At 63.7% G+C, this 26,451-nt stretch carries 26 protein-coding genes; 14 read left to right on the top strand and 12 right to left on the bottom strand.

Features of this window, described 5'->3' with window-relative positions; all coding sequences use genetic code 11:
- Positions 1–691: FAD-binding protein (locus E8E75_RS15080; RefSeq protein ID WP_280359337.1), on the top strand; the 691-nt coding region annotated here is incomplete at its 5' end.
- Between the two features lie 61 nt (positions 692–752).
- Here the strand turns inward: E8E75_RS15080 and E8E75_RS15075 are convergent.
- On the bottom strand, positions 753–1,682 hold the full coding sequence (locus tag E8E75_RS15075) for an alpha/beta hydrolase (protein WP_120650128.1): 930 nt from the start codon (positions 1,680–1,682) through the stop codon (positions 753–755).
- A gap of 115 nt (positions 1,683–1,797) precedes the next feature.
- Between E8E75_RS15075 and E8E75_RS15070 the strand changes: the two genes are divergently transcribed.
- From E8E75_RS15070 to E8E75_RS15035, 8 genes are all read left to right on the top strand, one after another.
- Positions 1,798–2,616 (top strand): transporter substrate-binding domain-containing protein, encoded by an 819-nt coding sequence (locus E8E75_RS15070; RefSeq protein ID WP_120650130.1) that lies wholly within the window; start codon positions 1,798–1,800, stop codon positions 2,614–2,616.
- Positions 2,617–2,630: 14 nt separating this feature from the next.
- Positions 2,631–2,987: a DUF4398 domain-containing protein gene (locus E8E75_RS15065; RefSeq protein ID WP_077526125.1), complete on the top strand. Its 357-nt coding sequence runs from the start codon at positions 2,631–2,633 to the stop codon at positions 2,985–2,987.
- A complete protein-coding gene (locus E8E75_RS15060) occupies positions 2,987–3,796 on the top strand; it encodes an OmpA family protein (protein WP_120650132.1) in 810 nt (269 codons plus the stop codon). The genes E8E75_RS15065 and E8E75_RS15060 overlap by 1 nt, the downstream gene beginning before the upstream one ends.
- A 156-nt stretch (positions 3,797–3,952) precedes the next feature.
- Positions 3,953–5,386, top strand: coding sequence for a PLP-dependent aminotransferase family protein (locus E8E75_RS15055; RefSeq protein WP_120650134.1), 1,434 nt, complete (start codon positions 3,953–3,955; stop codon positions 5,384–5,386).
- Between the two features lie 117 nt (positions 5,387–5,503).
- Positions 5,504–7,228 (top strand): VWA domain-containing protein, encoded by a 1,725-nt coding sequence (locus E8E75_RS15050; RefSeq protein ID WP_153917223.1) that lies wholly within the window; start codon positions 5,504–5,506, stop codon positions 7,226–7,228.
- A gap of 1 nt (position 7,229) precedes the next feature.
- On the top strand, positions 7,230–7,820 hold the full coding sequence (locus E8E75_RS15045; RefSeq protein ID WP_120650138.1) for an RNA polymerase sigma factor: 591 nt from the start codon (positions 7,230–7,232) through the stop codon (positions 7,818–7,820).
- The gene (locus E8E75_RS15040; RefSeq protein ID WP_153917221.1) at positions 7,817–8,485 is read left to right on the top strand and encodes a hypothetical protein; all 669 of its coding nucleotides are present in this window, start codon (positions 7,817–7,819) and stop codon (positions 8,483–8,485) included. Before E8E75_RS15045 ends, E8E75_RS15040 begins: the two co-directional genes overlap by 4 nt.
- Positions 8,475–9,083 (top strand): hypothetical protein, encoded by a 609-nt coding sequence (locus tag E8E75_RS15035; RefSeq protein ID WP_178123421.1) that lies wholly within the window; start codon positions 8,475–8,477, stop codon positions 9,081–9,083. Before E8E75_RS15040 ends, E8E75_RS15035 begins: the two co-directional genes overlap by 11 nt.
- Positions 9,084–9,165: 82 nt before the next feature.
- Here E8E75_RS15035 and E8E75_RS15030 read toward each other — a convergent pair whose 3' ends face one another.
- The 8 genes from E8E75_RS15030 to E8E75_RS14995 all read right to left on the bottom strand — a co-directional run bounded on the left by E8E75_RS15030 (position 9,166) and on the right by E8E75_RS14995 (position 20,623).
- Complete coding sequence (locus E8E75_RS15030; RefSeq protein ID WP_153917219.1) at positions 9,166–10,989, bottom strand: long-chain-acyl-CoA synthetase; 1,824 nt, start codon at positions 10,987–10,989, stop codon at positions 9,166–9,168.
- Positions 10,990–11,229: 240 nt separating this feature from the next.
- Complete coding sequence (locus E8E75_RS15025; RefSeq protein WP_120650144.1) at positions 11,230–12,054, bottom strand: NAD(P)-dependent oxidoreductase; 825 nt, start codon at positions 12,052–12,054, stop codon at positions 11,230–11,232.
- Between the two features lie 128 nt (positions 12,055–12,182).
- The gene (atuF, locus tag E8E75_RS15020) at positions 12,183–14,168 is read right to left on the bottom strand and encodes a geranyl-CoA carboxylase subunit apha (RefSeq protein WP_153917217.1); all 1,986 of its coding nucleotides are present in this window, start codon (positions 14,166–14,168) and stop codon (positions 12,183–12,185) included.
- A gap of 127 nt (positions 14,169–14,295) precedes the next feature.
- Complete coding sequence (gene atuE, locus E8E75_RS15015) at positions 14,296–15,090, bottom strand: isohexenylglutaconyl-CoA hydratase (protein WP_153917215.1); 795 nt, start codon at positions 15,088–15,090, stop codon at positions 14,296–14,298.
- A gap of 4 nt (positions 15,091–15,094) precedes the next feature.
- A complete protein-coding gene (atuD, locus tag E8E75_RS15010; RefSeq protein WP_120650150.1) occupies positions 15,095–16,255 on the bottom strand; it encodes a citronellyl-CoA dehydrogenase in 1,161 nt (386 codons plus the stop codon).
- A 72-nt stretch (positions 16,256–16,327) separates the two neighbouring features.
- A complete protein-coding gene (atuC, locus tag E8E75_RS15005) occupies positions 16,328–17,944 on the bottom strand; it encodes a geranyl-CoA carboxylase subunit beta (protein WP_120650152.1) in 1,617 nt (538 codons plus the stop codon).
- Positions 17,945–17,948: 4 nt separating this feature from the next.
- Positions 17,949–18,824 carry an SDR family oxidoreductase gene (locus E8E75_RS15000; protein ID WP_120650154.1) on the bottom strand — a complete coding sequence of 292 codons (876 nt, stop codon included), beginning with the start codon at positions 18,822–18,824 and terminating at the stop codon, positions 17,949–17,951.
- Positions 18,825–18,835: 11 nt separating this feature from the next.
- Complete coding sequence (locus E8E75_RS14995) at positions 18,836–20,623, bottom strand: acyclic terpene utilization AtuA family protein (protein WP_153917213.1); 1,788 nt, start codon at positions 20,621–20,623, stop codon at positions 18,836–18,838.
- Between the two features lie 193 nt (positions 20,624–20,816).
- On the opposite strand from E8E75_RS14995, the gene E8E75_RS14990 reads away from it, so the two are divergent.
- Both E8E75_RS14990 and E8E75_RS14985 read left to right on the top strand, forming a co-directional pair.
- Positions 20,817–21,446, top strand: a complete 630-nt coding sequence (locus E8E75_RS14990) for a TetR/AcrR family transcriptional regulator (protein WP_218569233.1) — start codon at positions 20,817–20,819, stop codon at positions 21,444–21,446.
- Positions 21,447–21,554: 108 nt separating this feature from the next.
- Entirely contained in the window at positions 21,555–22,376 is an 822-nt protein-coding gene (locus tag E8E75_RS14985; protein WP_120650158.1) for a transporter substrate-binding domain-containing protein, read from the top strand.
- Here the strand turns inward: E8E75_RS14985 and E8E75_RS14980 are convergent.
- The 3 genes from E8E75_RS14980 to E8E75_RS14970 form a co-directional block, all read right to left on the bottom strand.
- A complete protein-coding gene (locus E8E75_RS14980; protein ID WP_153917241.1) occupies positions 22,327–23,082 on the bottom strand; it encodes a CPBP family intramembrane glutamic endopeptidase in 756 nt (251 codons plus the stop codon). The two genes, E8E75_RS14985 and E8E75_RS14980, sit on opposite strands and share 50 nt — an antisense overlap.
- 52 nt (positions 23,083–23,134) lie before the next feature.
- Positions 23,135–23,302, bottom strand: coding sequence for a DUF2897 family protein (locus E8E75_RS14975; RefSeq protein WP_120655166.1), 168 nt, complete (start codon positions 23,300–23,302; stop codon positions 23,135–23,137).
- A gap of 103 nt (positions 23,303–23,405) precedes the next feature.
- A complete protein-coding gene (locus E8E75_RS14970) occupies positions 23,406–23,879 on the bottom strand; it encodes a multidrug/biocide efflux PACE transporter (RefSeq protein ID WP_120650161.1) in 474 nt (157 codons plus the stop codon).
- Between the two features lie 90 nt (positions 23,880–23,969).
- Here E8E75_RS14970 and E8E75_RS14965 point away from each other — a divergent pair, with 90 nt between their 5' ends.
- From E8E75_RS14965 to pyrF, 3 genes are all read left to right on the top strand, one after another.
- Positions 23,970–24,857 carry a LysR family transcriptional regulator gene (locus E8E75_RS14965; protein ID WP_120650163.1) on the top strand — a complete coding sequence of 296 codons (888 nt, stop codon included), beginning with the start codon at positions 23,970–23,972 and terminating at the stop codon, positions 24,855–24,857.
- A gap of 42 nt (positions 24,858–24,899) precedes the next feature.
- On the top strand, positions 24,900–25,643 hold the full coding sequence (locus tag E8E75_RS14960) for a hypothetical protein (RefSeq protein ID WP_120650165.1): 744 nt from the start codon (positions 24,900–24,902) through the stop codon (positions 25,641–25,643).
- Between the two features lie 65 nt (positions 25,644–25,708).
- Positions 25,709–26,407, top strand: coding sequence for an orotidine-5'-phosphate decarboxylase (gene pyrF / locus E8E75_RS14955; RefSeq protein ID WP_120650167.1), 699 nt, complete (start codon positions 25,709–25,711; stop codon positions 26,405–26,407).
- Positions 26,408–26,451 lie beyond the last annotated feature (44 nt).

Raw genomic sequence — 26,451 nt, 5'->3', positions numbered from 1 at the left:
GGGCAAGGGCTACAGCCACGTGCTGGCACCCGCCACTACCAACGGCAAGAACTACCTGCCGCGCGTGGCGGCCCTGCTGGACGTCGACCAGATCTCCGAGATCATCGCCGTTGAAAGCGCCGACACCTTCAAGCGTCCGATCTACGCCGGCAACGCCATCGCCACCGTGCAATCCAGCGCGGCCGTGAAAGTGATCACCGTGCGTACCACCGGTTTCGACGCCGCTGCCGCTGAAGGCGGTTCCGCTGCCGTTGAAGCCGTGGGCACTGTTTCCGACGCCGGCAAGTCCGCCTTCGTCGGTGAAGAGCTGGCCAAGTCCGATCGTCCGGAACTGACCGCTGCCAAGATCGTCGTTTCCGGCGGCCGTGGCATGCAGAACGGCGACAACTTCAAGCACCTGTATGCCCTGGCCGACAAGTTGGGCGCTGCCGTGGGTGCCTCCCGTGCCGCCGTCGACGCCGGTTTCGTACCGAACGACATGCAGGTCGGCCAGACCGGCAAGATCGTCGCGCCGCAGCTGTACATCGCCGTCGGCATCTCCGGTGCCATCCAGCACCTGGCGGGCATGAAGGACTCCAAGGTCATCGTCGCGATCAACAAGGACGAAGAAGCCCCGATCTTCCAGGTGGCCGACTACGGCCTGGTGGCGGACCTGTTCGAAGCCGTACCGGAACTGGAAAAGCTGCTGTAATAGCGCTTCCCGGCCTGCCGTACAAAAAACCCGCGCTTCGGAGCGGGTTTTTTATTGCCGTTTAACGGCGGCTGGCGTCGAGGAAGGCCTGGTAGTGCCGGGCAGTTTCTTCCGGGCGCTCGAGCATGGGAGCGTGTCCGCAGTCCCGCATGATTACCACTGTTGGTTTTTTCAGCAGTGGTTTCATTACCTCGATGCTGGATACATCCAGCACGCGGTCGCGATCTCCCCAGAGCAGCAGGGTAGGGGCCTCGATTCGCGACAGCTCAGGCTCCAGTGGGATATAGCGCTCCCGGAGCTGGCGGAAGACTTCGTTGTAGTGCGCCTCGTTAGCCATGGATTGTTCGGCGAGGTAGGTCTTCACTGACTCGGGAAGGGGCGGCGGCTCGACGAAGACGAAATCCAGCAAGTGCTGGAAGTCATCGGCATTGCGCACTATCAGGGGATTGGACTGGCCGCCTTCGATCAGGCGAAACAGTTCGCTCTTGTTCGGGGCCGTGATCCCGCCATTGTCGAACAACCCCAGGCTGCGCACCTGCTGCGGGTAGCGTGCTGCGAAGATCCCGGCGATATGGCCGCCCATGGAGTTGCCTACCAGGTGCACTTTGCCCAACTCCAGTACCTTGATGAAGGACTCCAGGCGCTCGGCCTGGGTGCCGACATCGTAGCTGCCGGCAGGACGGTCGCTGTCACCGAAGCCAGGCAGGTCAAGCGCGATGACGTGGTAGCGCTCGGTAAAATGGCGGGCGAAGCGCAGCCAGTTGTCCTTGCTGGCGCCGAACCCGTGGATCATCACGATGGTTTCGCCCTTGGTCGGGCCGCCCTCGTAGTAATGGATGCTAAGATCGCCCAGCGCGATCTGGCGCTCCGACAAACCGGCAAGTTGGCGCTCAACGAGGCGCACGCTGGCGGTGAGCGCCATGGGAGAGAAGTAGAGGGTTGTCGCCGCAGCCGCTAGCAAGATGATGACTGCGATGATGAGTTTCTTCATGGCCTGCCCTTATTGCGAATAGTTCTTTAAGCCGCCTGTACGCTAGCATGAAGCTCGCTCCAGGCGATGCAGCACAAGTCGGTGCCAATCGAATGTCCAGCCCAGGAAACTTCAGATGCCAAGATTGCAGCTCTCGTCCTTGCTCCTCGTGCTGTGCCTGTTGCCCGGAGTCGGGCAGGCCGCCGGGAAATGCGAGCGTCTGGTGGCCACCGGCAATCCCGAGTATCCCCCCTATCTGTGGCGCGATCCCGAGAACCCCAAGCAACTCATAGGCGCCAATGCCGACCTGCTCAAGCAGATCGCCAAGGAACTCGGGCTCAAGGTGGAAATCCTCTACACCGGCCCCTGGTCCCGTGCCCAGGATGAAGTCCGTACCGGTCGCGTCGACCTGATCGCAGGGGCCTTCCTCACCCTGCCGCGCCTGGAAACCATGGACTACGTTCATCCGGCCTTCCTGGAAACCCAAAGCGTCGTCTGGGTGAAGCGCGAGCGCGCGTTCCCCTACAGCGGTTGGGAAGACCTGCGCAGCCACATCGGCGGCACGCTGGTGAAGAACAGCTTTGGCGAGGCCTTCGACCGCTTCGCCAAGGAGAATCTCAAGCTCGAAGAGGTTCCCAGCCTGACCCAGGCCTACCAGAAGCTGCTGCTGGAGCGCACCGACTACGTGCTCTATGAGCGATACCCCGGCCTGGTGCTGGCCGACACCCTGGGCATGGCCGACGATCTGGCCGCGCTGGAACCTCCGATTTCCAGTGAAGGTCTGTACCTGACGCTGTCCCACAACTCGGCCTGCAACGACCCCTGGCTGCGCGGACAGCTCGCGAAAAAAATGACAGAATTGGTCGCCGCCGGAGTGCCGGAAACCCTGCTGCAGCGCAACCTGGAACGCTGGAAGGCACTGCAGATGATGCAACCCGCCGGCACTCCCGAATGATTAGGAATCCTCTAGTGAGCAAGACACCCCTGTTTGCCGCCGGCCTGGTTGTGCTGGCCCTGGCCGGCTGTGCCAGCGATCCGGCGCCCATCGAACAGATGCGCCTTACCGAGAAGGCCGTGGAGCAGGCCAAGGCCGTCGGCGCCACCGAACAGATCGAGGAAATGAAGCTTGCCCAGGACAAACTCGCCCTGGCCGAGAAGAACATGGGTGAGCAGGACTACAAGCGTGCGCGCGTCCTGGCCGAAGAGGCGGAACTGGATGCACGCCTTGCGGAAGCCAAGGTGCTCACCAAGAAGAGCCAGGACCAATTGGCCGAGCTGACCGCGCGGATCAATCGCCTGCGCAAGCAGCTGGGAGACGTGCAGTGATGCGGAATCATGCATTGACCGCCGGCCTGATGCTTGGCCTTGGACTGCTCGGTGGTTGCGCCAACCAGCAGCAGACCGAACAGAGCCTCGAGCAGGCTCGCCAGATGTTCCAGAAGGTAAAGGAGGACCAGAACGTCCTCAGCGCCGCGCCGAAGGATGTGATCCGCGCTGGCGAATCCCTGGCTCGTGCCGAGCGCCTGTCCAGCTATTGGGGCAATGACCGGGACGTAGTCCACTACGCGTATCTCAGCCAGCGCTACAGCGAGATCGCCAGCCAGCACAGCGAACAGAGCCAGAACCAGGCGCGTGCCGCCAAGTTGCAGATGGAGCGCGAGCGCCTGCAACTGGCACTGCGTGAAGCCAAGCTCCTCAGTGTCCAGCAGCAGGGCAAGTGGCTTGAAGAGCAGATGATCGCGCTGGCCGCCACTGAGACCGATCGTGGCCTGGTGATGACCCTGGGCGATGTGCTGTTCGATACCGGTCACGCTGATCTCAAGGCTTCGGCCAATCGCACGGTGCTGAAACTGGTGCAGTTCCTCCAGTTGAACCCACGCCGTGTCGTACGTATCGAGGGCTACACCGACAGCAGCGGCAACAAGGCAGACAACCTCAGGCTCTCCACCGATCGTGCCCAGGCGGTGGCGGATGCCCTGGTCGACCTCGGCATCGATGCCAAGCGCATCCAGGTCCAGGGTTATGGCGAAGCCTTCCCTGTAGCCGAAAACGCTTCCAACCGCGGCAGGGCGCAGAACCGTCGAGTGGAGATCGTCTTCTCCAATGAAAAGGGCGAGCTCGGCTCGGCACGCTGAAGCCGCTCTGCCACAAGGCCCCGGTTGCCGTTCGGCACCGGGGCTTTTTCATGCCTGGACAAATTCACTGTATCGCACACAATTTCCCGATCTGTACCGGTGCAGTTGTTAAGTGTTCAGATAGTGTTTCGGTCCAGTGATACAGGTGCTGCCGTCATGACCAATCTGTTGCTCTACCAACGCATCGCCCAGCAACTGGCCGATGATATTCGCCGAGGCGTCTACCAGCCGGGCGAACGCGTGCCTTCGGTGCGCAAGCTCAGTTCCCAGCTCAGTGTCAGCCACGCCACCGTGCTGCAGGCTTACGCAAGCCTGGAGGACCAGGGACTGATTCGCGCTCGTCCGCAATCCGGCTTCTATGTGCACCAGACCCCGGCCCTGACCGCGTCCACCCCGGATATCGCTCGTGTCGAACGCCCGGGCCTCGTCACCCGCGCCAGCATCATTCAACAGGTTCTAGCCGAGTCCCGCCGCGAGGGCGTCTTCCCCTTGGGCGCAGCCGTTCCCCATGTCGATTACCTGCCGGTACGCACCCTCCACCAGCAGCTCGCCAAGGTCACACGCTTCCATAGCCCGCGCGCCTTCAGCTACATGTTCAGCCCCGGCTTCGAGCCGCTGCGTCGCCAGGTGGCGATCCGCATGCGCGACGCCGGCGTAGTGGTTGACCCCAGCGAAGTGGTGATCACCCACGGTTGTGTGGATGCGCTGCAGATGAGCTTGCGGGTGCTGACCCGTCCGGGTGACCTGATTGCCACGGAGTCGCCGACCTATTACGGCCTGCTGCAACTGGCCGACCTGCTTGGCCTGAAGGTCATCGAGATCCCGAGCGACCCGACCACCGGCATCAGTCTGGAGGCCCTGCAGCTGGCAGCCAACCAATGGCCGATCAAGGCGCTGGTTCTGACTGCGCGCCTGAGCAACCCGCTGGGCGGCACCATTCCCGAGGAGCGACAGAAGCAACTGCTGCGCCTGTCCTCGGACTTTGACATCCAGATCATCGAAGACGATATCTATGGCGAACTGATGTTCGATCAGGGGCCTTCCAAAGCGATCAAGGCGTATGACCTGGACGACCGGGTGATCTACTGCTCCAGCTTTTCCAAGACGCTGTCGCCTGGTGTGCGCATCGGCTGGATGGTCGCCGGCAAGTACCAGGCGGAAATCCAGCGCCTGCAGACTTTCAGTACCCACTCGGCGTGCAGCGTCACGCAGATGGGGGTGGCGGCCTACCTCGAGAATGGCGGCTACGACCGGCACCTGCGCTACATCCGACAGGAGTACCGGAAGAACCTCACTGCCTTCCAGCTCGCGGTCCAGCAGTACTTCCCAGAAGGCACCCAGATTACCCGCCCCAATGGAGGCTTCATCCTCTGGATCAGCTTGCCGGCCAAGGTGAACACCAAGGACCTGCACATGCGTGCCTTGCAGCAGGGCATCAGCATCGCGCCGGGGCTGATCTTCAGTAACACGGAACAGTTCAACCACTGTGTACGGTTGAACTGCGGCATCCCGTGGAACCGCGAGGCTGAGCGGGCCATGATGACGCTCGGCATGCTGGCCAAGCAGCTGTGCCAGGAAGTGGGGCTGTAACTTTCAGCCAGGGGCCGCCTGTGGTCCTTGGCGAATGATTTTTTCCTGCATTAACCCGTCTGGCGTAAGGCATCCGTCTACTGGTGCGAGTGGCTCATTCGTTCCCAGGAGGCATCCATGTCCAGCCATCAGTTCCTTGCGCACCAACCTTTGGCCGCTGGCTTCACCGCGGGCCTGCTGCTCGCCCTGGCCGCCTGCAGCGCCCAGGATGCCTCGGCTCCGCCCGCCAGCAAGGCCTCGGTGCCGCCTGCGGTATTGAACCAGCCCGAGCCGGAGATGCACCGGGAGGCCATCGCCAGTGCGCCGGAAACGCTCGCCAAGCGCGCCGATTACGCTGCCGAAGCACGACAGATGCCAATGATCGCGCCCGCCCCAATGCAAGATGCCTTGCTGCCGGGCTACCGCGATGTGCCCCGGGAGCAGTACCAGCATCTGGCTGACAACCCGGTGCATTCGGTGGCCAACGAGCCCGTCTCAACCTTCAGCATCGACGTGGACACGGGCAGTTACGCCAATGTGCGACGCTTCCTCAGCGGCGGCCAATTGCCGCCGGCCGACGCGGTGCGGCTGGAGGAGATGGTGAATTATTTCCCCTACAGCTACCCAATGCCCGAGGGCGATGTGCCGTTCGGCATCGGCATCGAACTGGCGCAGACTCCGTGGAACCCACAGACGCGTTTGTTGCGAGTGGCAATCAAGGCATCCGATAGCAAGGTCGCACAGCTGCCGCCGGCCAATCTGGTGTTTCTCGTGGATGTCTCCGGTTCCATGGATCGCCGCGAGGGCCTGCCCATGGTGCAAGGCACCCTGAAACTGCTGGTGGACCAGTTGCGACCCCAGGACCGGGTTTCCCTGGTCACTTATGCGGGGGAGGCACGGGTGGTGCTTGGCTCCACGCCTGGCAGCGAGAAGGCGAAGATCCGGACCGCCATCGATCAGCTCAGCGCCGGCGGTTCCACGGCGGGCGAGTCGGGTATCCAGCTGGCTTATGCAGAAGCGCAGAAGGGCCTGATCCCGAATGGCATCAACCGTATCCTCCTGGCCACCGATGGTGACTTCAATGTTGGCATCAGCGACTTCGAAAGCCTCAAGCAGTTGGCTGCGCAGAAGCGCAAGGGCGGGGTATCCCTGACCACGCTGGGTTTCGGCATGGACAACTACAACGAACGGCTGATGGAGCAGTTGGCCGATGCCGGTGACGGCAACTACGCCTATATCGACAACCTGCGCGAGGCACGCAAGGTACTGGTGGACCAGCTTGATTCGACCCTTTCGGTAGTGGCCCGCGACGTGAAGCTGCAACTGGAGTTCAATCCGGCCGAAGTCAGCGAGTACCGCCTGCTGGGTTACGAGAACCGCGCGCTCAAGCGTGAAGACTTCAGCAACGACAAGGTGGATGCCGGCGAGATCGGTGCCGGACACACCATCACCGCGCTCTACGAGATCGTCCCCGCAGGTGCCAAGGGCTGGCTGGAGCCGCTGCGCTACCAGTCGACCGCCAAGACCCAAGGCAATCCTGGCGAACTTGCCTGGTTGCGTGTGCGCTACAAGGCGCCGGGTACGGAGCAGAGCCGCTTGTTGGAACGTCCCATCGCTGCCGCCAATGTGACCAGCCCCGGCGAGGCCAGCGAGGACCTGCGCTTTGCTGCTGCGGTAGCTGCCTTCGCCCAGCTGCTCAAAGGGGGGCAATACACCGGGGATTTCAGCCTGTCCGACAGCGCCAGCCTGGCTCGCGCGGCCCGTGGCGACGATCGCTTCGGCTTGCGTAGTGAGTTCGTACAACTGGTGGAACTGGCGCAAAGCCTGCAAACTCCCGCTCCATCCCACGCGCGGAAGGAATGACGTGAACGCGATCCTCACGGATGACGACGCCGCTTTGCTGCGGCGTTACCGCAACGGCGATGCCGAGGCCTTTGGCGTGCTCTACGCGCGGTATCGCCTTGGCCTCTACCGTTTTCTCTGTGGCCTGTGTGGTGATGGCGCGCTGGCCGAGGAAATCTTCCAGGAAACCTGGCTGAACCTGATTCGCAGCGACTCCTCGCCGCTCGGCCAGGCCAGTTTCAAGACCTGGCTCTACCAGATCGCTCGCAATCGCCTGATCGACCATTGGCGCAAGTACGGCCGCTTGCAGGGCCGGGAAGAAACCTTCGATGAGACGCTCCACGGTGAGGCACTGCCGGGCAGCAGCCCGGATCCCGAACGGGAGCTTTCCCTGAGCCGGGACCAGCAACGCCTGCGCGCGGCCCTGGACGAATTGCCGGGTGAGCAGCGCGAGGTGTTTCTGTTGCGTGCCCATGGCGACCTGGAAGTGACCGAGATCGCAGAACTCACGAGTACACCCGCGGAAACGGTGAAAAGCCGTCTGCGCTATGCGCTGCAGAAGTTGCGTCGGCTGTTGGCCGACCCGGCCGCGGCGGAGGAGGTATCCGCATGAACCAAGACCCGCACAAGCCGGACGCCATGGAACGGGAACTGCTCGAACATTACCGTCGCCACTGTCACGACGAGCCCTCGGTGCTACTGGACCAGCGTATCCTCGCCGCGGCTGCGGCGCAGGCAGCGCAGAACAGGGCTGAAAAAGTGCCTTCCTGGGGAAAGCACCTGCATGCCTGGCTGTTCGGTTCTGGCGGTCGGCAGCGCTGGGCGGTCGCTGTGGCCGGCTTCGCCACTTTGGGCATCGGGCTCAGCCTGACCTTGCGCACCCAGCAGGAGGCCGAGCAGCGTTTCGATGCTCCGCCCGCCAGCCCCATGCAGTACTCCGCTCCGGCGCCGGCCGCTGCACCCATGTCCAAGGCCGCACCGGCCACCCTGGCCAGCCCTCCTGCCCAGACTGAGAAAAAAGCTTCGGCCATGGCCGACAGCAGCGCCGAAGTCGAGGCACGCCAGAAAGAACCGATGCAATTGGAAGAGGCCGCACCCAAGGCCGAAATGGCCAGGGCCGCACCGCCAGTCGAGCCGCGAGCCAGCTTGCAACGCGTGCTGGAACTCAACAGGGCAGGCAAGCGCGAGGAAGCACGCAAGCTGATGAGTGAATTGCAGACCCGCTACCCCGAGCGGGATATCGCCGCCGAGCTGCGGAAACTGGAGCGTGACCGCTGACAGCGGTCGCGCCGGACTTGCCACGCTGCTGGCTAAGGTGGAGCATGGCGCCATCACTGCCCCCGCTAGAACTTCCATGCGTTCGATTCATCTGCTTTGTGCCGGCCTGGCACTGACTTTGTTGGCGGCATGCGACAAGGATGCCCCCTCGCAGCCCAAGTCGCCTCCCGCGCCGCCACCCATCTCCGCCAGCCCGGAGCCGGCGCGCTCGGCTTCCGAACCGGCTGCACCCGTGGAGCCCCCGCCCGTGCCGGAGTCCAAGCCGGTACCACCGCCACCGGTGCCAACGCCCAAGCCGGTGCCGTCGCCTCCTGCTCCGGTCAAGCCGAAGGAACCGCCGGTGGCCGCTTCGACCGAGGCGCCATTGCCCAAGGCCAAGCTCGACCTCACCTTGCCGAAGGGGCTGGTCGATCAGCTGCAGCCGAGCGAAGCCACTGCCGATCTGCCGGACCAACCCCTGCTACCGCAGATGTTCGTGGAGAAACCTGCACCGGAGAGCCCGTTTCAGCTCAATGGCAAGTTGATTACCAACGAACGGGAAGACGACTACTGGCGCTCCGTTGAGGGCGCCGAATTGCAGTTCGAGTTCAAGCGATAGGCCGTCGCAGTCGTAGGTCGGCGCCAGCCTGTGGGAGCGAATTCATTCGCGCATGATTTCGCCCGCACAGTTTCAGGAAGCCTCAGAAACGGTATTCGCCGCGCTGTATTGCCTGATACAGCGCCCCATCCAGGGGGCGAAAGTCCGGATCGCCCGGCAGGCGGGCGAAGAGGGGCTCGCGCACTGATTCCGGGTCATAGGCTTGCTGCTTCAGCTCGGTCTTCTTGTACTTGAAGGTCCCAGTGGTCTCCACCTCTCCCAGCAGGCGCACGAAGAGTGGCGAGGCGTAGGCCGGCAGTTCTCGATCCAGATGATCGGCAAGGGCCTGGCGATCCAGTTGTGTGCCACTGCTCAGGCGCAGGGCTGCCATGCCGCAACGGCCATTAGTGCCGGGAATTTCCACGCCGTAGACCACCGCGTCCTCCACGCCGGGAAAGGCGCCCAAGGCGTTCTCGACCTCGGTGGTGGAAACGTTCTCGCCTTTCCAGCGGAAGGTGTCGCCAAGGCGGTCGACGAACTGTGCATGCTTGCAGCCGATACCACGCATCAGGTCGCCGGTGTTGAACCAGGCATCGCCCTTCTTGAACACGTCACGCAAGATCACCGCCTCGCTCTTGGCCGGATCGGTGTAGCCGTCGAAGGGCCACTTGGGGCTGATCTCGCTGATCAGCAGACCCGGCTCACCCTGCGCCACTTCCTGAAGGAAGCCACGAGGGTCCCGTAGCGGACGGTCATTTTCCAGGTCATAGCGGACGATGGCGAAAGTTGCGGGGGAGAACCCCACCGTATTGTCGAAGTTGAATACGTTGGTGAAGCCAATGTTGCCTTCGCTGGAGGCGTAGAACTCCATCACGCGCTCGATACCGAAGCGCGATTTGAACTCACCCCAGATCGACGGGCGCAGGCCGTTACCAATCATGCAGGTCAGGCTGTTGCTCCGCTCCTCGGGGCAGGGCGGCTGGTTTAGAAGGTAGCGGCAGAGCTCGCCGATATAGCCGAAGCAGGTGGCCTGATAGCGCGCGACATCCTTCCAGAAATTGCTGGCGGAGAACTTGCGACGCAAGGCGATGGCGGCACCACCGGCCAGCACCGAGGCCCAGCTCACGGTGACTGCGTTGTTGTGATAGCAGGGCAGGGTCAGATAGAAGACGTCGGTCTCGCTAAGGCCAAGACCCGAGTGGCCGAAGCCGCCATAGGCCTTGATCCACTTGCCATGACTGAGGATCGAAGCCTTGGGCAGCCCTGTGGTGCCTGAGGTGTAGATATAGAAACACGCGTCCTTGAGGCGCACCTGCCCGGTGTCCGCCGGGTTGTCCCCGGGCTGGCCCAGGGCGAGGCGCATCAGGTTCCGCCAGCCGGCGGGAGCGTCGCCGGGCTCGAGCAGGCTATCGGCATCGGCCACCCAATAGCAGCGACGGGAGTCTTCCAGTTCATTGCGAACTTCATCGAAGGCACCGCGTAGCTCTTCGCCCACCACGAAATGCCGAGCTTTCACCAGGTTGAGGCTATGGCTGAGCACCTTGCCGCGCTGTGTGGTGTTCACCAGGGCGGCGATCGCCCCGAGCTTTGCCAGCGCGCCGAGTACCGCCAGCACTTCGATACGGTTCTCCAGCATCACAGCCACCACGCTGCCATGGGCAACGCCTTCGGCCTTCAGGGCATTGGCCAGACGGTTACTCCAGGCATTGAGCTGGGTGTAGTTGAGCTGGCGTTGTTCGTCGACCACTGCAGGGCGATCGGGATACAGGCGCGCGGCTCGCTCCAGCGCCCATCCGAGGGAGAGCGCTTTCTCGCGGTTGCGAATGCCGGTGTAATAAAGCCCCAGCAGCATGCGCGGCAGGCGTGGCAGGTTAGTCGGCAGGCGGGCGATGAATCTCAATGGGGAAATCAGTTCGACCTGGCTCATGGTTCTCGCGTGTTGTCGTTGTTGTACGCAGTCGTCTTCCTGACTCTAGAACGGGTCGCCGAACCCCACCATGACCCTCGCGCGGCGATGTGGGGGCAGATGGGCAAATAGTGGCGGTGGCGCAAGGCTGTTGTAGGGGCGAATTCATTCGCCAAGGGCAGCATCGCTGCCCCATTCGATCTTTCAGGGCAGACCTTCGGCCTGCTTGGCGAATGAATTCACCGCTACAGGTTTTGGACCTCAATCCAGGAACAGATCCGGCACCAGCGAGCCCCCTTGCGGGTCGTAGCGGTACTGTTCGAAGTCGGTCTGGCCTTGCTCGCGCAGGATTTCTTCGTCGATCAACAGGCGGCCGGTGATGCTGCGACCCTGGCTTGCCAGGATGGCGTAGGCGGCATCAGCCATGATCGCCGGCGTGCGCGCGCGCTTGAAGGCGTCGCGGCTGCCCAGTTCGAACTCGATGGCGGCGGTAGCGATCATGGTTTGCGGCCAGAGTGAGTTGACGCTGATGCCATAGCGCTTGAACTCCTCGTTCATGCCCAGGGTCAGCATGCTCATTCCGTACTTGGTGACGGTGTAGGGCCCGTGCTGGGCGAACCATTTGGCTGCCAGGTTGAGCGGCGGCGACAGGCTGAGAATATGGCCATTGGCGCTTTGCTTCAGATAGGGCAGAGCGGCTTGGCTGCAGACCATCACTGCGCGAGTGTTGATCTGGTACATCAGGTCGAAACGTTTGGGCTCCAGGCGCTCCACGCCCACCAGCTTGATGGCGCCGGCATTGTTGACCAGTGCGTCGATGCCGCCGAAGTGTTCGGCGGCCCTGGCCATGGCCTCGCGTACGGCGTTCTCGTCGCGCACGTCCAGTTGCAGCGCCAGGGCCTTGCCGCCGGCAGCTTCCACTTCCTCGGCCACGCTGAAGATGGTTCCAGCCAGCTTCGGATGGGGCTCGGCGCTTTTGGCGGCGATGACGATATTGGCGCCATCGGCGGCGGCGCGCAGGGCGATTTCACGGCCAATGCCGCGACTGGCGCCGGTGATGAACAGGGTCTTGCCGGAAAGAGACATCTGGACCTCCTGGTTCTTGTTGTTGTCCGGGGCCGCGCTGCGGCCATTGGCGAATGAATTCGCCCCTACAGGGCGAATCGTGCCGCAATCCTTCGCAAGCAGAGCTCGCTCCTACGAAACGTACCTCGTCAGAGGCTTTCCTCTACCTCCACCAGCAACTGGCGGCTTTTCACCTGGTCGCCTTGGCTGACCTGAACGCGGCGGATCACACCGTCAACGCCGGCCTTGAGCGGGTGCTCCATCTTCATGGCTTCCAGTACCACCAGTAGCTGGCCCTTGGAGACGCGGCAGCCTTCGGCCACCAGCACCTCGACAATGGCACCGTCCATGGGCGCCTTCACTACGCCGGATCCGGCACCGGCTTGGCCGCCGGCGGGCTCGTGGGTGACGTCTTGCAGTTCCAGATTGCCGTTCTGGCCATACAGCCAGAGCTGTGCGGCCTGCTGGTGGTAGGCGATGCGGCGACGAATTCCGTCCAGCTCCACGATCGCCCAGCGGCCATCGGCGCTCACCAGGCGAACGGCGATCTCCGCGTCATTCACCCTTGCCAGCAGGCGTGGTTGCCGGCCGGCCTCCTGCACAGCCAGCTCCACGGCGTGCTTCTGCTCTCCTTGACGCAGCACCAGGCACCAAGGGGCACTGCCGGCGCTGCGCCAGCCGGCGAGACTGCCCTGGTGGGCGGAGCGCGTGGCCGAGGCCTGGTAGAGCAGGGTGGCTGCGACGGCCAGCTCCATCGGCGAAGCCGATTGCGGGCAGAGGCTGGAATCGTCGCCGAAAGCGTCTCCAATAAAGGCGGTGGTGGCTTCCCCGCTGGCGAACCGAGGGTGACGCAGCAGGTTGGCGAGGAAGCGCTGGTTGCCCTTCACGCCGAGCAGCACGCAGTCCTCCACCGCGCGTGCGAGCTTGCGCCGGGCTTCGTCGCGAGTGGCACCCCAGGCGATTACCTTGGCCAGCATGGGATCGTAGAACGGCGACACGGCTTGGCCTTCCACCAGACCGTGGTCGATGCGGATACCCTCCAGTTCGGCTGGCTCCCAGCGCAGCACGTCGCCGGTTTGGGGCAGGAAACCGGCAGCCGGGTCCTCGGCATAGAGGCGTACCTCCATGGCGTGGCCGTTGAGGTGGATATCTTCCTGTTTCAACGGCAGCGGTTGGCCTTCGGCAACGCGAATCTGCCAGGCCACCAGGTCCTGGCCCGTAATCAGTTCGGTCACCGGGTGTTCCACTTGAAGGCGGGTGTTCATCTCCAGGAAGTAGAAGTCGCCACGGGTATCCAGCAGGAACTCCACTGTACCGGCACCGACATAGTTAACCGTGCGTGCTGCCTGTATCGCCGCTTCGCCCATGGCACGGCGCAGTTCGGCGGTCATGACCGGGCAGGGCGCTTCCTCGATGACTTTCTGATGACGACGCTGCACCGAGCAATCACGCTCGCCTAGATAGACCAGGTTGCCGTGCTGATCGCCGAACACCTGGATTTCCACGTGACGCGGTTTCAGTACGGCCTTTTCCAGGATCAGTTCGGCGCTGCCGAAGGCATTCAGCGCCTCGGAGCGAGCGGTGCGCAGTTGTGCCGCGAGTTCGTCCGGGCCGTTCGCCAGACGCATGCCACGGCCGCCGCCACCGGCGCTGGCCTTGATCATCAGTGGGTAGCCGATGCGCTCGGCTTCGCGGGCCAGCGTGGCGTCGTCCTGTTCGGCACCTTCGTAACCGGGGATGCAAGGCACGCCGGCCTCCAGCATGGCCAGCTTGGAGAGGCGCTTGCTGCCCATCAGGTGGATAGCTTCCACGGTCGGGCCGATGAAGGTGATGCCGGCAGCCTCGCAGGCCCGGGCGAAGTCAGCATTCTCGGAAAGGAAGCCGTAGCCGGGGTGAACGGCGTCGGCACCGGTCTTTTGCGCGGCGCCGATGATGGCCGGGATCGACAGGTAGGACTGGCCCACCGGCGCCGGACCGATGCACACCGCTTCGTCAGCCAGCTGCACATGGCGGGCGTCGACATCGGCTTCGCTGTAGACGGCGACAGTGCGATAGCCGAGGGCCTGGGCGGTACGCATCACCCGGCAGGCGATCTCGCCTCGGTTGGCGATCAGGATCTTGTTGAGGCTGGGCATATTCTCTGGCTCCTCGGTTTCGATTCCCCTCTTCCCCTGGGAGAGAGGCCAGGGGGGAGGGGGCTACCTGCGCGCGGCGTGGTTCCCCTCACCCCAACCCTCTCCCTGGGGGAGGGGGAGTAAAGGCTCACTGCGCCCAAGTGGGCTTGCGCTTCTGCACGAAGGCCATCGTGCCCTCGGTGCCTTCGGCGCCGGTCACGGCGGCGGCGAACTGCTCGGCGGCGCTATCCAGCAAGGGGCCAAGGGGTTCGTTTTCCGTGGCTAGTAGTAGTGCCTTGGTTCGGGCGTTGGCGCCTGGCGCACAGCGGCGGACCTGCTCCAGGCTCTCGGCCAGGCGCTGCTCGAGGGCTTCGGTGTCGGCTTCGGCGAAGTGGACCAGGCCCAGGCGCAGGGCTTCTCGACCGTCGAAGCGCGCGGCGGTCAGGGCCAGACGGCGCGCCTGGGTGAGTCCGATGCGCTTGACCACGAAGGGTGCGATCTGCGCCGGCAGAATGCCCAGGCTCGTTTCCGGGAGACCGAATTGGGCGCCGGCAAGGGCAATGGCGATATCCGAGACGCAAGCCAGGCCGAAGCCGCCGCCGAGCACCGCGCCTTCCAGCACGGTGATCAGTGCCTGGGGCTGTGCTTGGGCTTCTTCCAGTAGGCTGCCGAAGGCGCGGTTCAGGTCGCGATAGGCATCGCTACCGGCCGCACGGGCGCTGGCCATGTCCTTGATATCGCCACCGGCGCAGAAGTGCCCACCGGCGCCGCGCAGCACCACGGCGCGCACGCTGGCGTCGCTGTGCACAGCAGCTAGCACCGCGCGCAGTTCTTCAACCATGGCCAGGCTCATGGCGTTGCGACTGTCCGGGCGGTTGAGGGTGACGTGAAGTACGCCTCCAGCCAGTTCCAGCAGCAGGGCTTCGCAGTTCGGCAGGGTCATGGCGTCAGCCCTTCTTCTTGCCCGGCAGGATGCCCATCAGCTTGCAGATGATGCCGAGCATGATTTCGTCCGCACCGCCGCCGATGGAAACCAGACGGGTGTCGCGGTAGGCGCGGGAAACATGGTTGTCCCACATGAAGCCCATGCCGCCCCAGTACTGCAGGCAGGCGTCGGTGACTTCGCGGCCGAGGCGGCCGGCCTTGAGTTTGGCCATGGAGGCCAGGCGCGTGACGTCCTTGCCGCTGACGTAGAGCTCGACGGCCTGGTAGACCAATGCGCGCAGGGCTTCGATCTCGGTCATCAGCTCGGCCAGGCGGAAATGGATCACCTGGTTGTCGATCAGTGGATTGCCGAAGGTCTTGCGTTCCTTGCAGTAGTCGATGGTGACGTCCACGCAGTGCTCCAGGCCCTTGATCATGTTCGCGGCGCCGAACATGCGTTCTTCCTGGAACTGCAGCATCTGCATCATGAAGCCGGCGCCTTCGTGACCGATGCGGTAGCGCTGCGGCACGCGGACGTTGTCGAAGAACACCTGGGCGGTTTCCGAACTGCGCATGCCGAGCTTGTCGAGGTGGGCGCTGAGGGTGATGCCGGGGGTGTTCATCGGCACCATGATCAGCGACTTGTTGACGTGCGGCTTGTCGTCCGAGGTGTTGGCCAGCAGGCAGATGAAGTCAGCGCTGGGGGAGTTGGTGATCCACATTTTGCTGCCGTTGATCACGTAGTCGCTGCCGTCCTTGCGGGCGGTGGTCTTCATCCCGGCGACGTCGGAGCCGGCGCCCACTTCCGAAACGCCGATGCAGCCGACCATCTCGCCGGCGATGGCCGGGCGCAGGAACTCCTCGCGCAGTTCATCGGAGCCGAAACGCGCGAGGGCCGGGGTGCACATGTCGGTCTGCACTCCGATGGACATGGGAATGCCGCCGCAATGAATGGTGCCGAACTCTTCGGCGGCGACGATGGAATAGCTGTAGTCCAGGCCCATGCCGCCGAACTTCTCCGGCTTGGAGATGCCCAGCAGGCCCAGCTCCCCGGCTTTCTTGAAGATGTCGTGGATCGGGAAGCGACCTTCCTTTTCCCACTGGTCGACATAGGGGTTGATCTCCCTGTCGACGAAATTACGCACCGTGCGGCGAAGTTCTTCGTGTTCCTGGGTAAAGATCATTCTTCTTGTTCTCCTTGTAGGGTGCGCCCTGCGCACCGAGATCCGGGATGGTGCGCAAGGCGCACCCTACCTTCAAAACCGGGCCACGCCGAAGCTGTTGGCCTTGAGCGGGCGGGCGTCGGCCTCCGCGCAGATATCCAGCAGATAGCCCAGCAGTCGGCGGCTGTCACGGGGGTCGATCAGACCGTCATCCCAAAGGTTGGCGGTGCCGTAGAGGGCGGTGGACTGGCTGTCGAGCTTCTGTGCGGTCACCTGTTCGAGCATGTCGAGCATCTTCGGGTCGGGCTCCTTGCCCTCCTTGGCGTGCTTTTCCTCGGTGACGATGCGCAGCACCTTGCCGGCCTGGGCACCGCCCATTACCGCCGTACGGCTGTTGGGCCACGCGAAGATGAAGCGTGGGTCGAGGCCGCGGCCACACATCGCGTAGTTGCCCGCGCCGTAGGAACCGCCCACCACCAGGGTGAGTTTCGGCACGCGGGCGTTGGCCACGGCCTGGATCATCTTCGAGCCATGCTTGATCACGCCCAGTTGTTCGGACTCGGTGCCGACCATGAAACCGGTGGTGTTGTGCAGGAACAGCAGAGGCACATTGGCCTGCTCGCAGAGCTGGATGAACTGTGCTGCCTTGGCCGCGCCCCGGGGCGTAATGGGGCCGTTGTTGCCGATCAGCCCGCAGGGGCGACCTTCGATGCGCAGGTGGCCGCAGACGGTCTGGCTGTCGAATTCATTCTTGAAGTCCAGGAACTCCGAGCCGTCGGCAATGCGGGCGATGATCTCGCGCACGTCGTAGGGTTTCTTCGGATCGGCCGGGACCACGCCCAGTAATTCCTCGGTGCTGTACAGCGGCTCGCGCCAATCGGTATTGGCACGGGCTGGCAGTTGGGCATTCCAGGGCAGCATGGCGAGGATGTCGCGGGCAAGGCGCAGGCCATCGGCGTCGTTCTCGGCCAGGTATTCGGCGGTACCGGCTACCTGGGCGTGCATTTCGGCACCGCCCAGTTCTTCGTCGGTCGCCACTTCACCGGTGGCGGCCTTCAGCAGCGGCGGGCCGGCGAGGAACATCTTGGCCTTGCCGCGCACCACGATGACGTAGTCCGACAGCCCAGGCTGATAAGCGCCGCCGGCAGTACTTGAGCCATGCACTACGGTCACCTGGGGGATGCCCATGGCGGAAATCCGTGCCTGGTTGGCGAAGCCTCTGGCGCCTTCGACGAAGATTTCCGCAGCGTAGTTGAGGTTGGCGCCACCGCTTTCTGTAAGGGCCACCAGCGGCAGCTTGTTCTCCATGGCGATCTGCTGCAGGCGCAGTGTCTTCTTGAGCCCCGTAGGGGAGATGGTGCCGCCCTTGATGGCGCTGTTGCTGGCACTGATCAGGCAACGGATGCCGGAGATGTAGCCGATGCCGGCGATGATGCCGCCGCCGGCCTGTGTGCCGTCCTTGTCGTCGTGCAATTTGTAGCCGGCCAGGGAGCAGAGTTCGAGGAAGGGGCTGCCCGGGTCCAGCAACAGGTTCAGGCGCTCGCGGGGCAGCAACTGGCCGCGTTTCTCGAACTTCGGTTTGGACTCGGCTGCCTTGTCCAGCACCTTCTGCTCGACGTCACGGAAGCTGGCGATCGCGTCGAGCATGGCGTCGCGGTTTCTGGCGAAGTCTTCGCTCTGGGCATCGAGTTCGGATTGGATGACCGTCATCGTGTCACTCCTGGTCCTTCAGCACGTCAGGCAGGTAAGCGCGGTGGAAGCCGTTGTAGCCCTTGCTCTGGCCCGGCTTGGCCTTGGCCAGGGGGAAGGCGCGGCTGCCCTGACTGGCGGCACCGTCGATACGAATGGTGTTGCCACTGATGAAGGCGGCGCCGGGGGAGAGCAGGAAGACAATAGCGGCGGCGACTTCCGACTCGCTGCCGATGCGCTTGAGTGGCACGTGTTCGCGAAGGGTCGGGATGATGGCCTTGAAGGCGCCTTCATAAGTGTCCATGCCGCTGGACGCGATCCAGCCGGGAGCCACGGCGTTGACCCGCACACCCGCATGACCCCACTCAACGGCGGCGGTCTTGGTGAAGTTCTCCATGCCGGCGCGGGCGGCGCCGGAGTGGCCCATGCCAGGCATGCCGCCCCACATGTCGGCGAGCATGTTGACGATGCTCCCGCCGGTCTTGCTCAGCGACTGGTTGAACACCTCGCGGGCCACCAGGAAGCCGCCTACCAGATTGGTGCGTACAACGGTCTCGAAACCTTTCTGGTTGATCGAGGCGAGCGGGGCGGGGTATTGGCCACCGGCATTGTTGACCAGGTGATGGATGGCGCCGTGTTCGGCCAGCACGGCTGCCACCATGGCTTTCACTGCGTCTTCGTCGCGGATATCGCAGGCCTGCCAACTGGCGACACCGCCATCTTCGATGATCTCCCCCGCGGTCTTTTCCAGTTTCTCCGGCTTGCGACCGACAAGAACGACATGTGCGCCCAGGGCCGCCAGCTCATGGGCGGTGCAACGGCCGATGCCACTGCCGCCGCCAGTGACCATGATGGTCTGGCCGCTGAACAGGCCAGGCTTGAATATCGAGTCGTATGCCATGGATTGCATCCTCAGAGGCTGTCGGCCAGGGCCTTGGGCACCGGCACCGGGAATTCCAGGAGTTGCTGGGCGAAGGCTTTGCCTTGCGGGTCGATGCGCAGGCTGGCGACACCGCCGCCGCCGAGGGCGTTTTCCAGCAGGAAGTTGAGGCTGTGGCTGCCCGGCAGGTACCAGCGAGACACGCGCCCGAACTGGGGATCGAGGACATGTCCCATCCAGTCGACCACGGCTTCCGGGGTCAGGGCTTCGGCGATCCAGGGCAGGAACTCCGCCTTGCGTGCCATGACGCCGATATTGCTGTGGTTGCCTTTGTCGCCGGAGCGCGCAACCGCTAGCTTGACCAGCGGAACGCTGGCACTGGCCTGGCCATCGGCGCTGGGCATCGGCAAGTCTTCGGCCAGGGTTGCCGGGTCGAAGTTGCCTACCTGCGGTAGGGCGCATTCGCTGCGTTGGCCATCCAGCTCCACTTCCAGACGGCAAGCGGATTTGTCTACCAGAAAGGAGAACAGGCGGATCACCGGATAGACCGTGGGCCGGCCCCCGACTATGCCGGTGAGGCCCGGCGCCATGCCGGTGGCGGCCTGCGCGATCTCGCGGGAGAACAGCACCAGGGCGTCCTTGCGGTTGTGGCTGACGGCGATCTTGATCACCACTTCGCGGCTGTCCTGGCGCTGGCCGTGGGGGCCATAGGTCGCCTCGCTGCCGAGCAGTTCGATGTTCACGTCGCGGTAGGGCCCCCAGCCGCGCCCGGCGAATATCTCTTCGGTCTTGGCGATGATCGCGCGGCTGACCCGCTCGGCTTTCTTGACTGCGTCGATGCCGGCCAGCAGGCAACTGGCGGTGCAGCGGAAACCATCGGGGTAGGTGGCGCTGACCTTGTACTGCGGCGTCGGGGCCAGCCCACGAGCGCCTAGTACGCGTACGCGGTTCGGGCCGGCTTGGTCGAGGGTGACGCGCGTGAAGTCGCAAACCACGTCGGGGAGCAGGTAGGCGCGCGGGTCGCCGATCTCGTAGAGCATCTGCTCGCCGACCGAGAAAGGCGTGACCAGGCCGCCGGAACCGTCCGGCTTGGTCACGCAGAAACTGCCATCGGCCTCCACTTCGATGATGGGGAAGCCGATGTGTTCATAGTCCGGCACCGACTCCCAGTCGGTGAAGTTGCCGCCAGTGCACTGGGCTCCGCACTCGATCAGATGACCGGCAAGGGCGGCCTGGGCGAGCTTGTCGTGATCCTCCCAGGACCAGTCGAACTCGTGGACCAGCGCTGCGCTTACCACCGCGCTGTCCACTACTCGGCCGGTGATGACGATGTCGGCACCCTGATCCAGCGCGGCCACTATCCCCGGTGCACCGAGGTAGGCGTTGACCGAAACGCACATGGGGGGCAGCGGGGCGTTCGTGAACATCTCGCGGATGCCGGACTTGGCCAGTTCACCCAGCCGTGGCTGCAGGTTGTCGCCATGCAGGACAGCGATCTTCATCGTTACGCCAGCCTTTTCGCAGGCGGCGGCCAGGGCGCTGGCGCAGGCCGCCGGGTTCACCCCGCCAGCATTGCTGATCACGCGCACCTTCTTCTCGGCGATCGCCGGCAGCAGGGGGGCCAGGACCTCGACGAAGTCGGTGGCGAAACCGGCGTCCGGGTCCTTCAGGCGAGCTCCGGCCATGATCGACATGGTGATTTCGGCCAGGTAATCGAAGACCAGATAGTCCAGCGTGGCGCCATGTACCAATTGGGCGGCGGCGGTGGAGGTGTCGCCCCAGAATGCAGAGGCGCAGCCGATGCGTACGGTTCTTGTCATTGGAGTATTCCGCAGCACTGTTGGGTGATGGATTGAACACTACCAAGCAAGCGCTTGGTTGAAAAGTGCCTGGCTAGCTCTTTTTCACCCGAGCGCTTGCTTGGGCGCATCAGCCAGCATAGATTTCATCAATCAAGACAGAGACTTGCGAACCATTCTTAAGTTGGAGTGGCTGACCGCAGCGGGGAAACCAATGAGCCTTGACGACGAAAAAGCCCAGGCGGTGATGCAGGAACTGGTTGCCAGTGGCCAGATCACCGACCCCGAAAGTGCCCGTGGCAAGCTGCTGCAGACCGCTGCCCACCTGTTCCGTAGCAAAGGTTACGAGCGCACTACCGTGCGTGACCTGGCCGGCGCGGTAGGTATCCAGTCCGGCAGCATCTTCCATCACTTCAAGAGCAAGGATGAGATCCTGCGTTCGGTGATGGAGGAGACCGTCCTTTACAACACTGCGCTGATGCGAGCTTCGCTGGCGGAAGCCGGAGATTTGCGCGAGCGGGTACTGGCGTTGATCCGCTGCGAACTGCAATCCATCATGGGTGGCACTGGCGAAGCCATGGCGGTGCTGGTGTACGAGTGGCGCTCGCTTTCGGAGGAAGGGCAGCAGTACATCCTCCAGTTGCGCGAAGCCTATGAGCAACTCTGGTTGGGCGTCCTGGGCGAAGCGAGAACCGAGGGATACTTCACCGCCGATCCGTTCATCCTGCGGCGTTTCCTCACCGGCGCCTTGAGCTGGACCACCACCTGGTTCCGCCCGGAGGGCCCGATGAGTCTCGATCAGCTCGCGGAGCAGGCGCTATCCCTGGTGATCAAGGACGCCTGAAGGCAAATGTGAGATTTGTCACGTCCTGCTCGGGGAAGAGTGGGTAGTTGCAACGTTAATCACGTACTCTGCGGCGCAGTGCCGTAACTGCAGGGAGCAGCGGTAGAGATGGAAGTTTGCAGGGGGTTGTCCCTGAAGGCGTTGTGGGTTTCCGTAGTCCTGCTGATTTCAGCGCCTGCAGTGGCGTCGCAGACCGTGCAGGTCGCCGGCGCGCATTTCCCACCCTATGTGGTCAAGCCGGAGTCGGCCGAAGCCAGCGGCCTGCTTCTGGACATGCTCGCTGCACTCAACGAACTGCAGACGGACTATCGCTTCGTCGTGCGGCCGACCTCCATTCCTCGGCGCTTCCGCGACTTCCAGGAAGGGCGGATCGACCTCGCGGTATTCGAGAATCCGGACTGGGGGTGGCAGGGTATTCCCGGCGCGCGGATCGACATGGGCCTGGAAGATGCAGAAATATTCGTCGCCAAGGCTCAGCAGGGGCGCAGCCAGCATTACTTCGCCAAGCTGGCCGGCAAGCGACTCGCGCTCTACAACGGCTATCACTACGGCTTTGCCGGCTTCAATCCCGATCCTGAGTTCCTCCAGCGCGAGTTCGACGCGAAGCTCACCTATTCCCACGACAGCAACCTGCGCATGCTGCTGCGGGATCGGGCGGATATCGCCTTGGTGACACGTTCCTACTTCAATGCCTACCTGGAGCAGAACCCGAGCCTGGCCGGCAGCTTCCTGGCCAGCGAACGGCTGGACCAGAGTTACCACCACTACGCCGTGTTGCGGCCAGGAGCCCCCATCAGTGCCGCGCAGTTTTCCGCGCTGCTTAACAGGCTACACAGTGGCGGCCAGTTGCAGCAGATATTCGGGCGTTATGGGGTGGTGGTCAGGCCAGTCGCAACGGGTAACTCAGTAGCAACAGATGGCAGAGATTGACCCCCAGGTGCAGGGCGATGGCTACCGAGAGCCGTCCGCTGTAGTGGAACGCAAGGCCGTAGCCCAGGCCGGCGAGTCCTGCGACTAGCGCGAACAGTGGGCTGAAGGGCAGGTGGACGGCGCCGAAGATCGCCGCTGTGAGCAGCACGCCCTTGCGCCCACCCAGCCAGGAAACCAGCGCTGGTTGGAGCAGGCCACGAAACACCAGCTCTTCCGCCAGCACCGTGGCCAGCAGGTTCACTGCCAACCACTCCCAGATCATCTCCGGCCATTTCGGCTGCCAACCCACGAGACCGATTGCGAGTGCCAACCCCGGCACCAGCAGCAGGGTTGCCAATGCAGCGAACCATGCCCGCTGCGGCGCCAGTGCGGGTGGCGCCGGGCGGCCCAACCAGCACGCCAGCAAGGTCATGCCCACCAGCAGCTTGTCCCAGGACAAACGCAGGGCATATGGCGGAGCATCGGGGTTCAATTGCTGTGGAGCAGCAAGGACAAGTGGGCTGAAGCCCGGCAGCAGATGGGCGGCCAGGGCGACGGAGAAAAGCAGGGTTACCGGCAGCCAGACTCGGGGCGGTAGCAGGCGTTCGGCGAGGACCCAACCGGAGAATGCGACGCCCGCCAGCAGTGCCACGACTTGCACGCCACCCAGGCCCTGGCCGATGGCGAGGACGACAAGCGGGAACAGCAGTTGCAGGTGAAGCGGCATGCCGCTTCCCTGTGGCAATGCCTCGGTCTGTTCTTCAGGGGCGGGCACGGGGTCAGCGGTCCTTGGCGTCCTTTGCATCCATTTCGGCATTGCGCTCGCGGATGCGCTTGAGTTGCTCTTCTGTCAGCGGCAGTTTCTTTGCCGTATCGCGCAACACCATCAGGCTACCGACTATGGAGCCGATGGCCAGGACCAGTATCAGCCAGGCATACCAAGGCATGATCATCTCCCGTGGAAAGGGTGGTTACTCTATTCGATTGTGCTCGCCTTTCCACGTTCCCGAGAATCATTCATTTCGATAGCCGGCTGTGAAGGAGCTGCTGTTACCTCAGCGCGCTGCATTCGCTGGGCCGTACTGCCGGCTCCTCCATCAGGCGGGCGCGAAGCGTGTCGTAAGCCCAGTTGAAGATCAGGGTGTAGGGCAGGAAGAACAGCAGCAGCCCGATATCCAGCACAAAGGCCTCCAGCAGTCCGATCGAAAGCCACCAGGCCGCCAGCGGCACCAGCACCAGGATCAACCCCAGCTCGAACAGCACGGCGTGGGCTATCCGTACCGGCATGGTGCGCTGGAACCCCAGGCGTTGCTGAGCCCGGTCGAACAGGCTGTTGAAGAGCATGTTCCAGAGCATCGCCACGGTGGAGAACATCAGGGTCAGTGCACCCATGTGCGCCAGTGACTTGCCCAGTACCAGGGAGAGCACGGGGGCGGTCAGCAGGACGGCCAGGCCTTCGAAGGCGAGGGCATGGAAAACCCGCTCCTTGACGGTTTTGTTCAGGGCTACATTGGTTTGGGTCATGGCGCTCTCCAGGCTTGGAGTGAATGTCTGGTCTGTATTCTCATCGGTCTATGGGATAGGGTTAAGTGAGATGCCATCGGGAAAACCGATATGAACTACTCGCCTGAATCTTTGGAAGCCTTTGTCCATGCCGTCGCCCTGGGTTCGTTCAGTGCAGCCGCGCGCAAGCTGGGCAAGAGCCAGTCAACCGTCAGCGAGGCTATCGCCCGATTGGAGATCGACCTGGGCCTGGAGCTCTTCGATCGCAGCAGTCGTCAACCCCAGCTGACCGATGCCGGCCGTGTCCTGCTGGATCGAGTCGAGGAAATCCTCGCTGCTTCGGATCGTCTGCAGCATGCAGCGGCGCAGCTGGCCGGTGGATTGGAGCCCCGGGTAAGCCTGGCCTTGTCGGATGCGTATCAGTCCGGGCAGTACGAAGAGCGTCTGGCCGAGATGGATCAGCGTTACCCCGACCTCGAGTTCGAGTGCCTGATTGCCGAGCACAATGACGTAATCGAGTTGGTCGCGCAGGGGCGCGCAACCTTGGGTCTGCTGGCTTCTCAGGGGACCTACCCGCCGGAGTTGGGGGCGGCAACCGTTGCCGAGCGTGCCGACTTCGGTCTTTTCGTGGCCCAGGAGCATCCGCTGGCGCAAATGAGTGATGTGCAGGAGAGCGACCTGGCGGGGTGGCGCTTGCTGCGCCTGAATACGCTGGGCAATGCGCTGGCGCTGGACGACGGTCTGCCAAACAGTGGTGGTCGTTGCTGGTCCGCGCCGAGCTATCTGCTGCTGCTGGAAATGGCCAGTAACGGCTTCGGCTGGGCCGAGCTGCCGCGCTGGCTGGTGAGCGGTTACGCCAACGGCCGCCTTAAAGAACTGCAGGTGCCCGGATGGCCGCGCAGTCAGGCCGTGGATGTGGTCTGGTCCCGCCAGCGGCGCCTGGGCCCGGCGGCAAGCTGGCTGTTGGGGCGCCTGCTGGACCGTCCGGCCGCCCGATGAGCCCCTTCTGTTAGCCTTGGGCCCGGCATTCAAGGAGGATACATGCAGATTTCCGTCACCCTACAAGCGGGTCTCTGGGGCTGGCTGGCCGCCAGTAGCCTGCTCATCGGCGCGGCCGTCGGTTTCCTGGTGAAGCTGCCGCAGAAGGTCGTCGCCTCGATCATGGCCTACGGCAGTGGTGTGTTGGTCGCCGCCCTGTGCTTCGGGCAGATCCCCGAAGCCGAGCGCATCGGCGGTCTCTGGCCGACCCTGGCCGGGCTGCTGGCCGGCGGTGTGGTCTTCGTCCTGGCGAGCCAATACATCGATCACCTGGAACGGCACCATCGCCGCAAGAGCGGCAACGGCGGCGGCAGCATGGTCGCCTTGCTCATCGCCGTTGGCGCATTCCTCGATGGCATCCCCGAATCCCTGGGGCTCGGGTTGGGGTTGCTGGATGGTGGGGACGTAAGCCTGCTAATGCTGGTGGCGATCTTCCTCGCCAACCTGCCCGAAGGCCTGGCCAGTGCGGCCGGGCTACGCGAGGAGAAACGCAGCGGCTGGCTGGTGTTCGGGCTCTGGGGTGCGATAGCACTGCTGTCCGGGCTGGCGGCCATGGCTGGGCCGGGATTGTTCGCCGACCTCCCTCCTCATTGGCTGGCTGTCGCCCTGGGCTTTTCGGCGGGGGCGGTGCTTTGCATGCTGGTGGATACCCTGATCCCCGAGGCGTTCGAGAGTACCCACGCCTGGACCGGGCTGGTCACCCTGGCTGGCTTCATGACGGCATTCGCACTCGACCACATCGTGTGAAGCAGCGACGCGCGCCGGCTTCCGCTACAATGCGCGCCGTTTCCGATTCGTATGAGATTTTCCCCATGTCCGCCTGTCAGACGCCGATCATTGTCGCCCTCGACTTTCCTACCCGCGAAGCCGCGCTTCGGCTGGCCGACCAGCTGGATCCCAACCTGTGTCGGGTCAAGGTGGGCAAGGAGCTGTTCACCAGCTGCGCCGCGGAAATCGTCTCGACGCTGCGCGACCGGGGTTTCGAGGTCTTCCTTGACCTGAAATTCCACGACATCCCCAACACCACCGCCATGGCGGTGAAGGCCGCTGCCGAAATGGGTGTTTGGATGGTCAATGTGCATTGCTCTGGCGGCCTGCGCATGATGGCGGCCTGCCGCGAGACACTGGACAAGTTCAATGGGCCCAAGCCGTTGCTGATCGGCGTGACCGTGCTGACCAGCATGGAGCGCGAGGATCTCGCCGGCATCGGCCTCGACATCGAGCCGAAGGAGCAGGTCCTGCGTCTGGCGGGCCTGGCAGACAAGGCTGGCATGGATGGCCTGGTGTGCTCGGCCCAGGAAGCCACCGATCTCAAGGCCGCCTATCCGCGCCTGCAACTGGTCACTCCGGGCATCCGTCCCGCTGGCAGTGCGCAGGACGACCAACGCCGCATCCTCACTCCGCGCCAGGCCCTGGATGCCGGCTCCGACTACCTGGTGATCGGCCGTCCGATCAGCCAGGCAGCCGACCCGGCCAAGGCCCTGGCCGCAGTCGTCGCCGAACTGGCCTGATGCCGACTCAGGTGCGCTGCCCGGGCAGCGCACCTTTCGCGCCA

Source organism: Pseudomonas sp. BN606 (genome assembly GCF_029873115.1).
In the GTDB taxonomy this organism is placed as follows: Bacteria; Pseudomonadota; Gammaproteobacteria; order Pseudomonadales; family Pseudomonadaceae; genus Metapseudomonas.
This window is presented reverse-complemented; position numbering and strand designations above follow the sequence as displayed.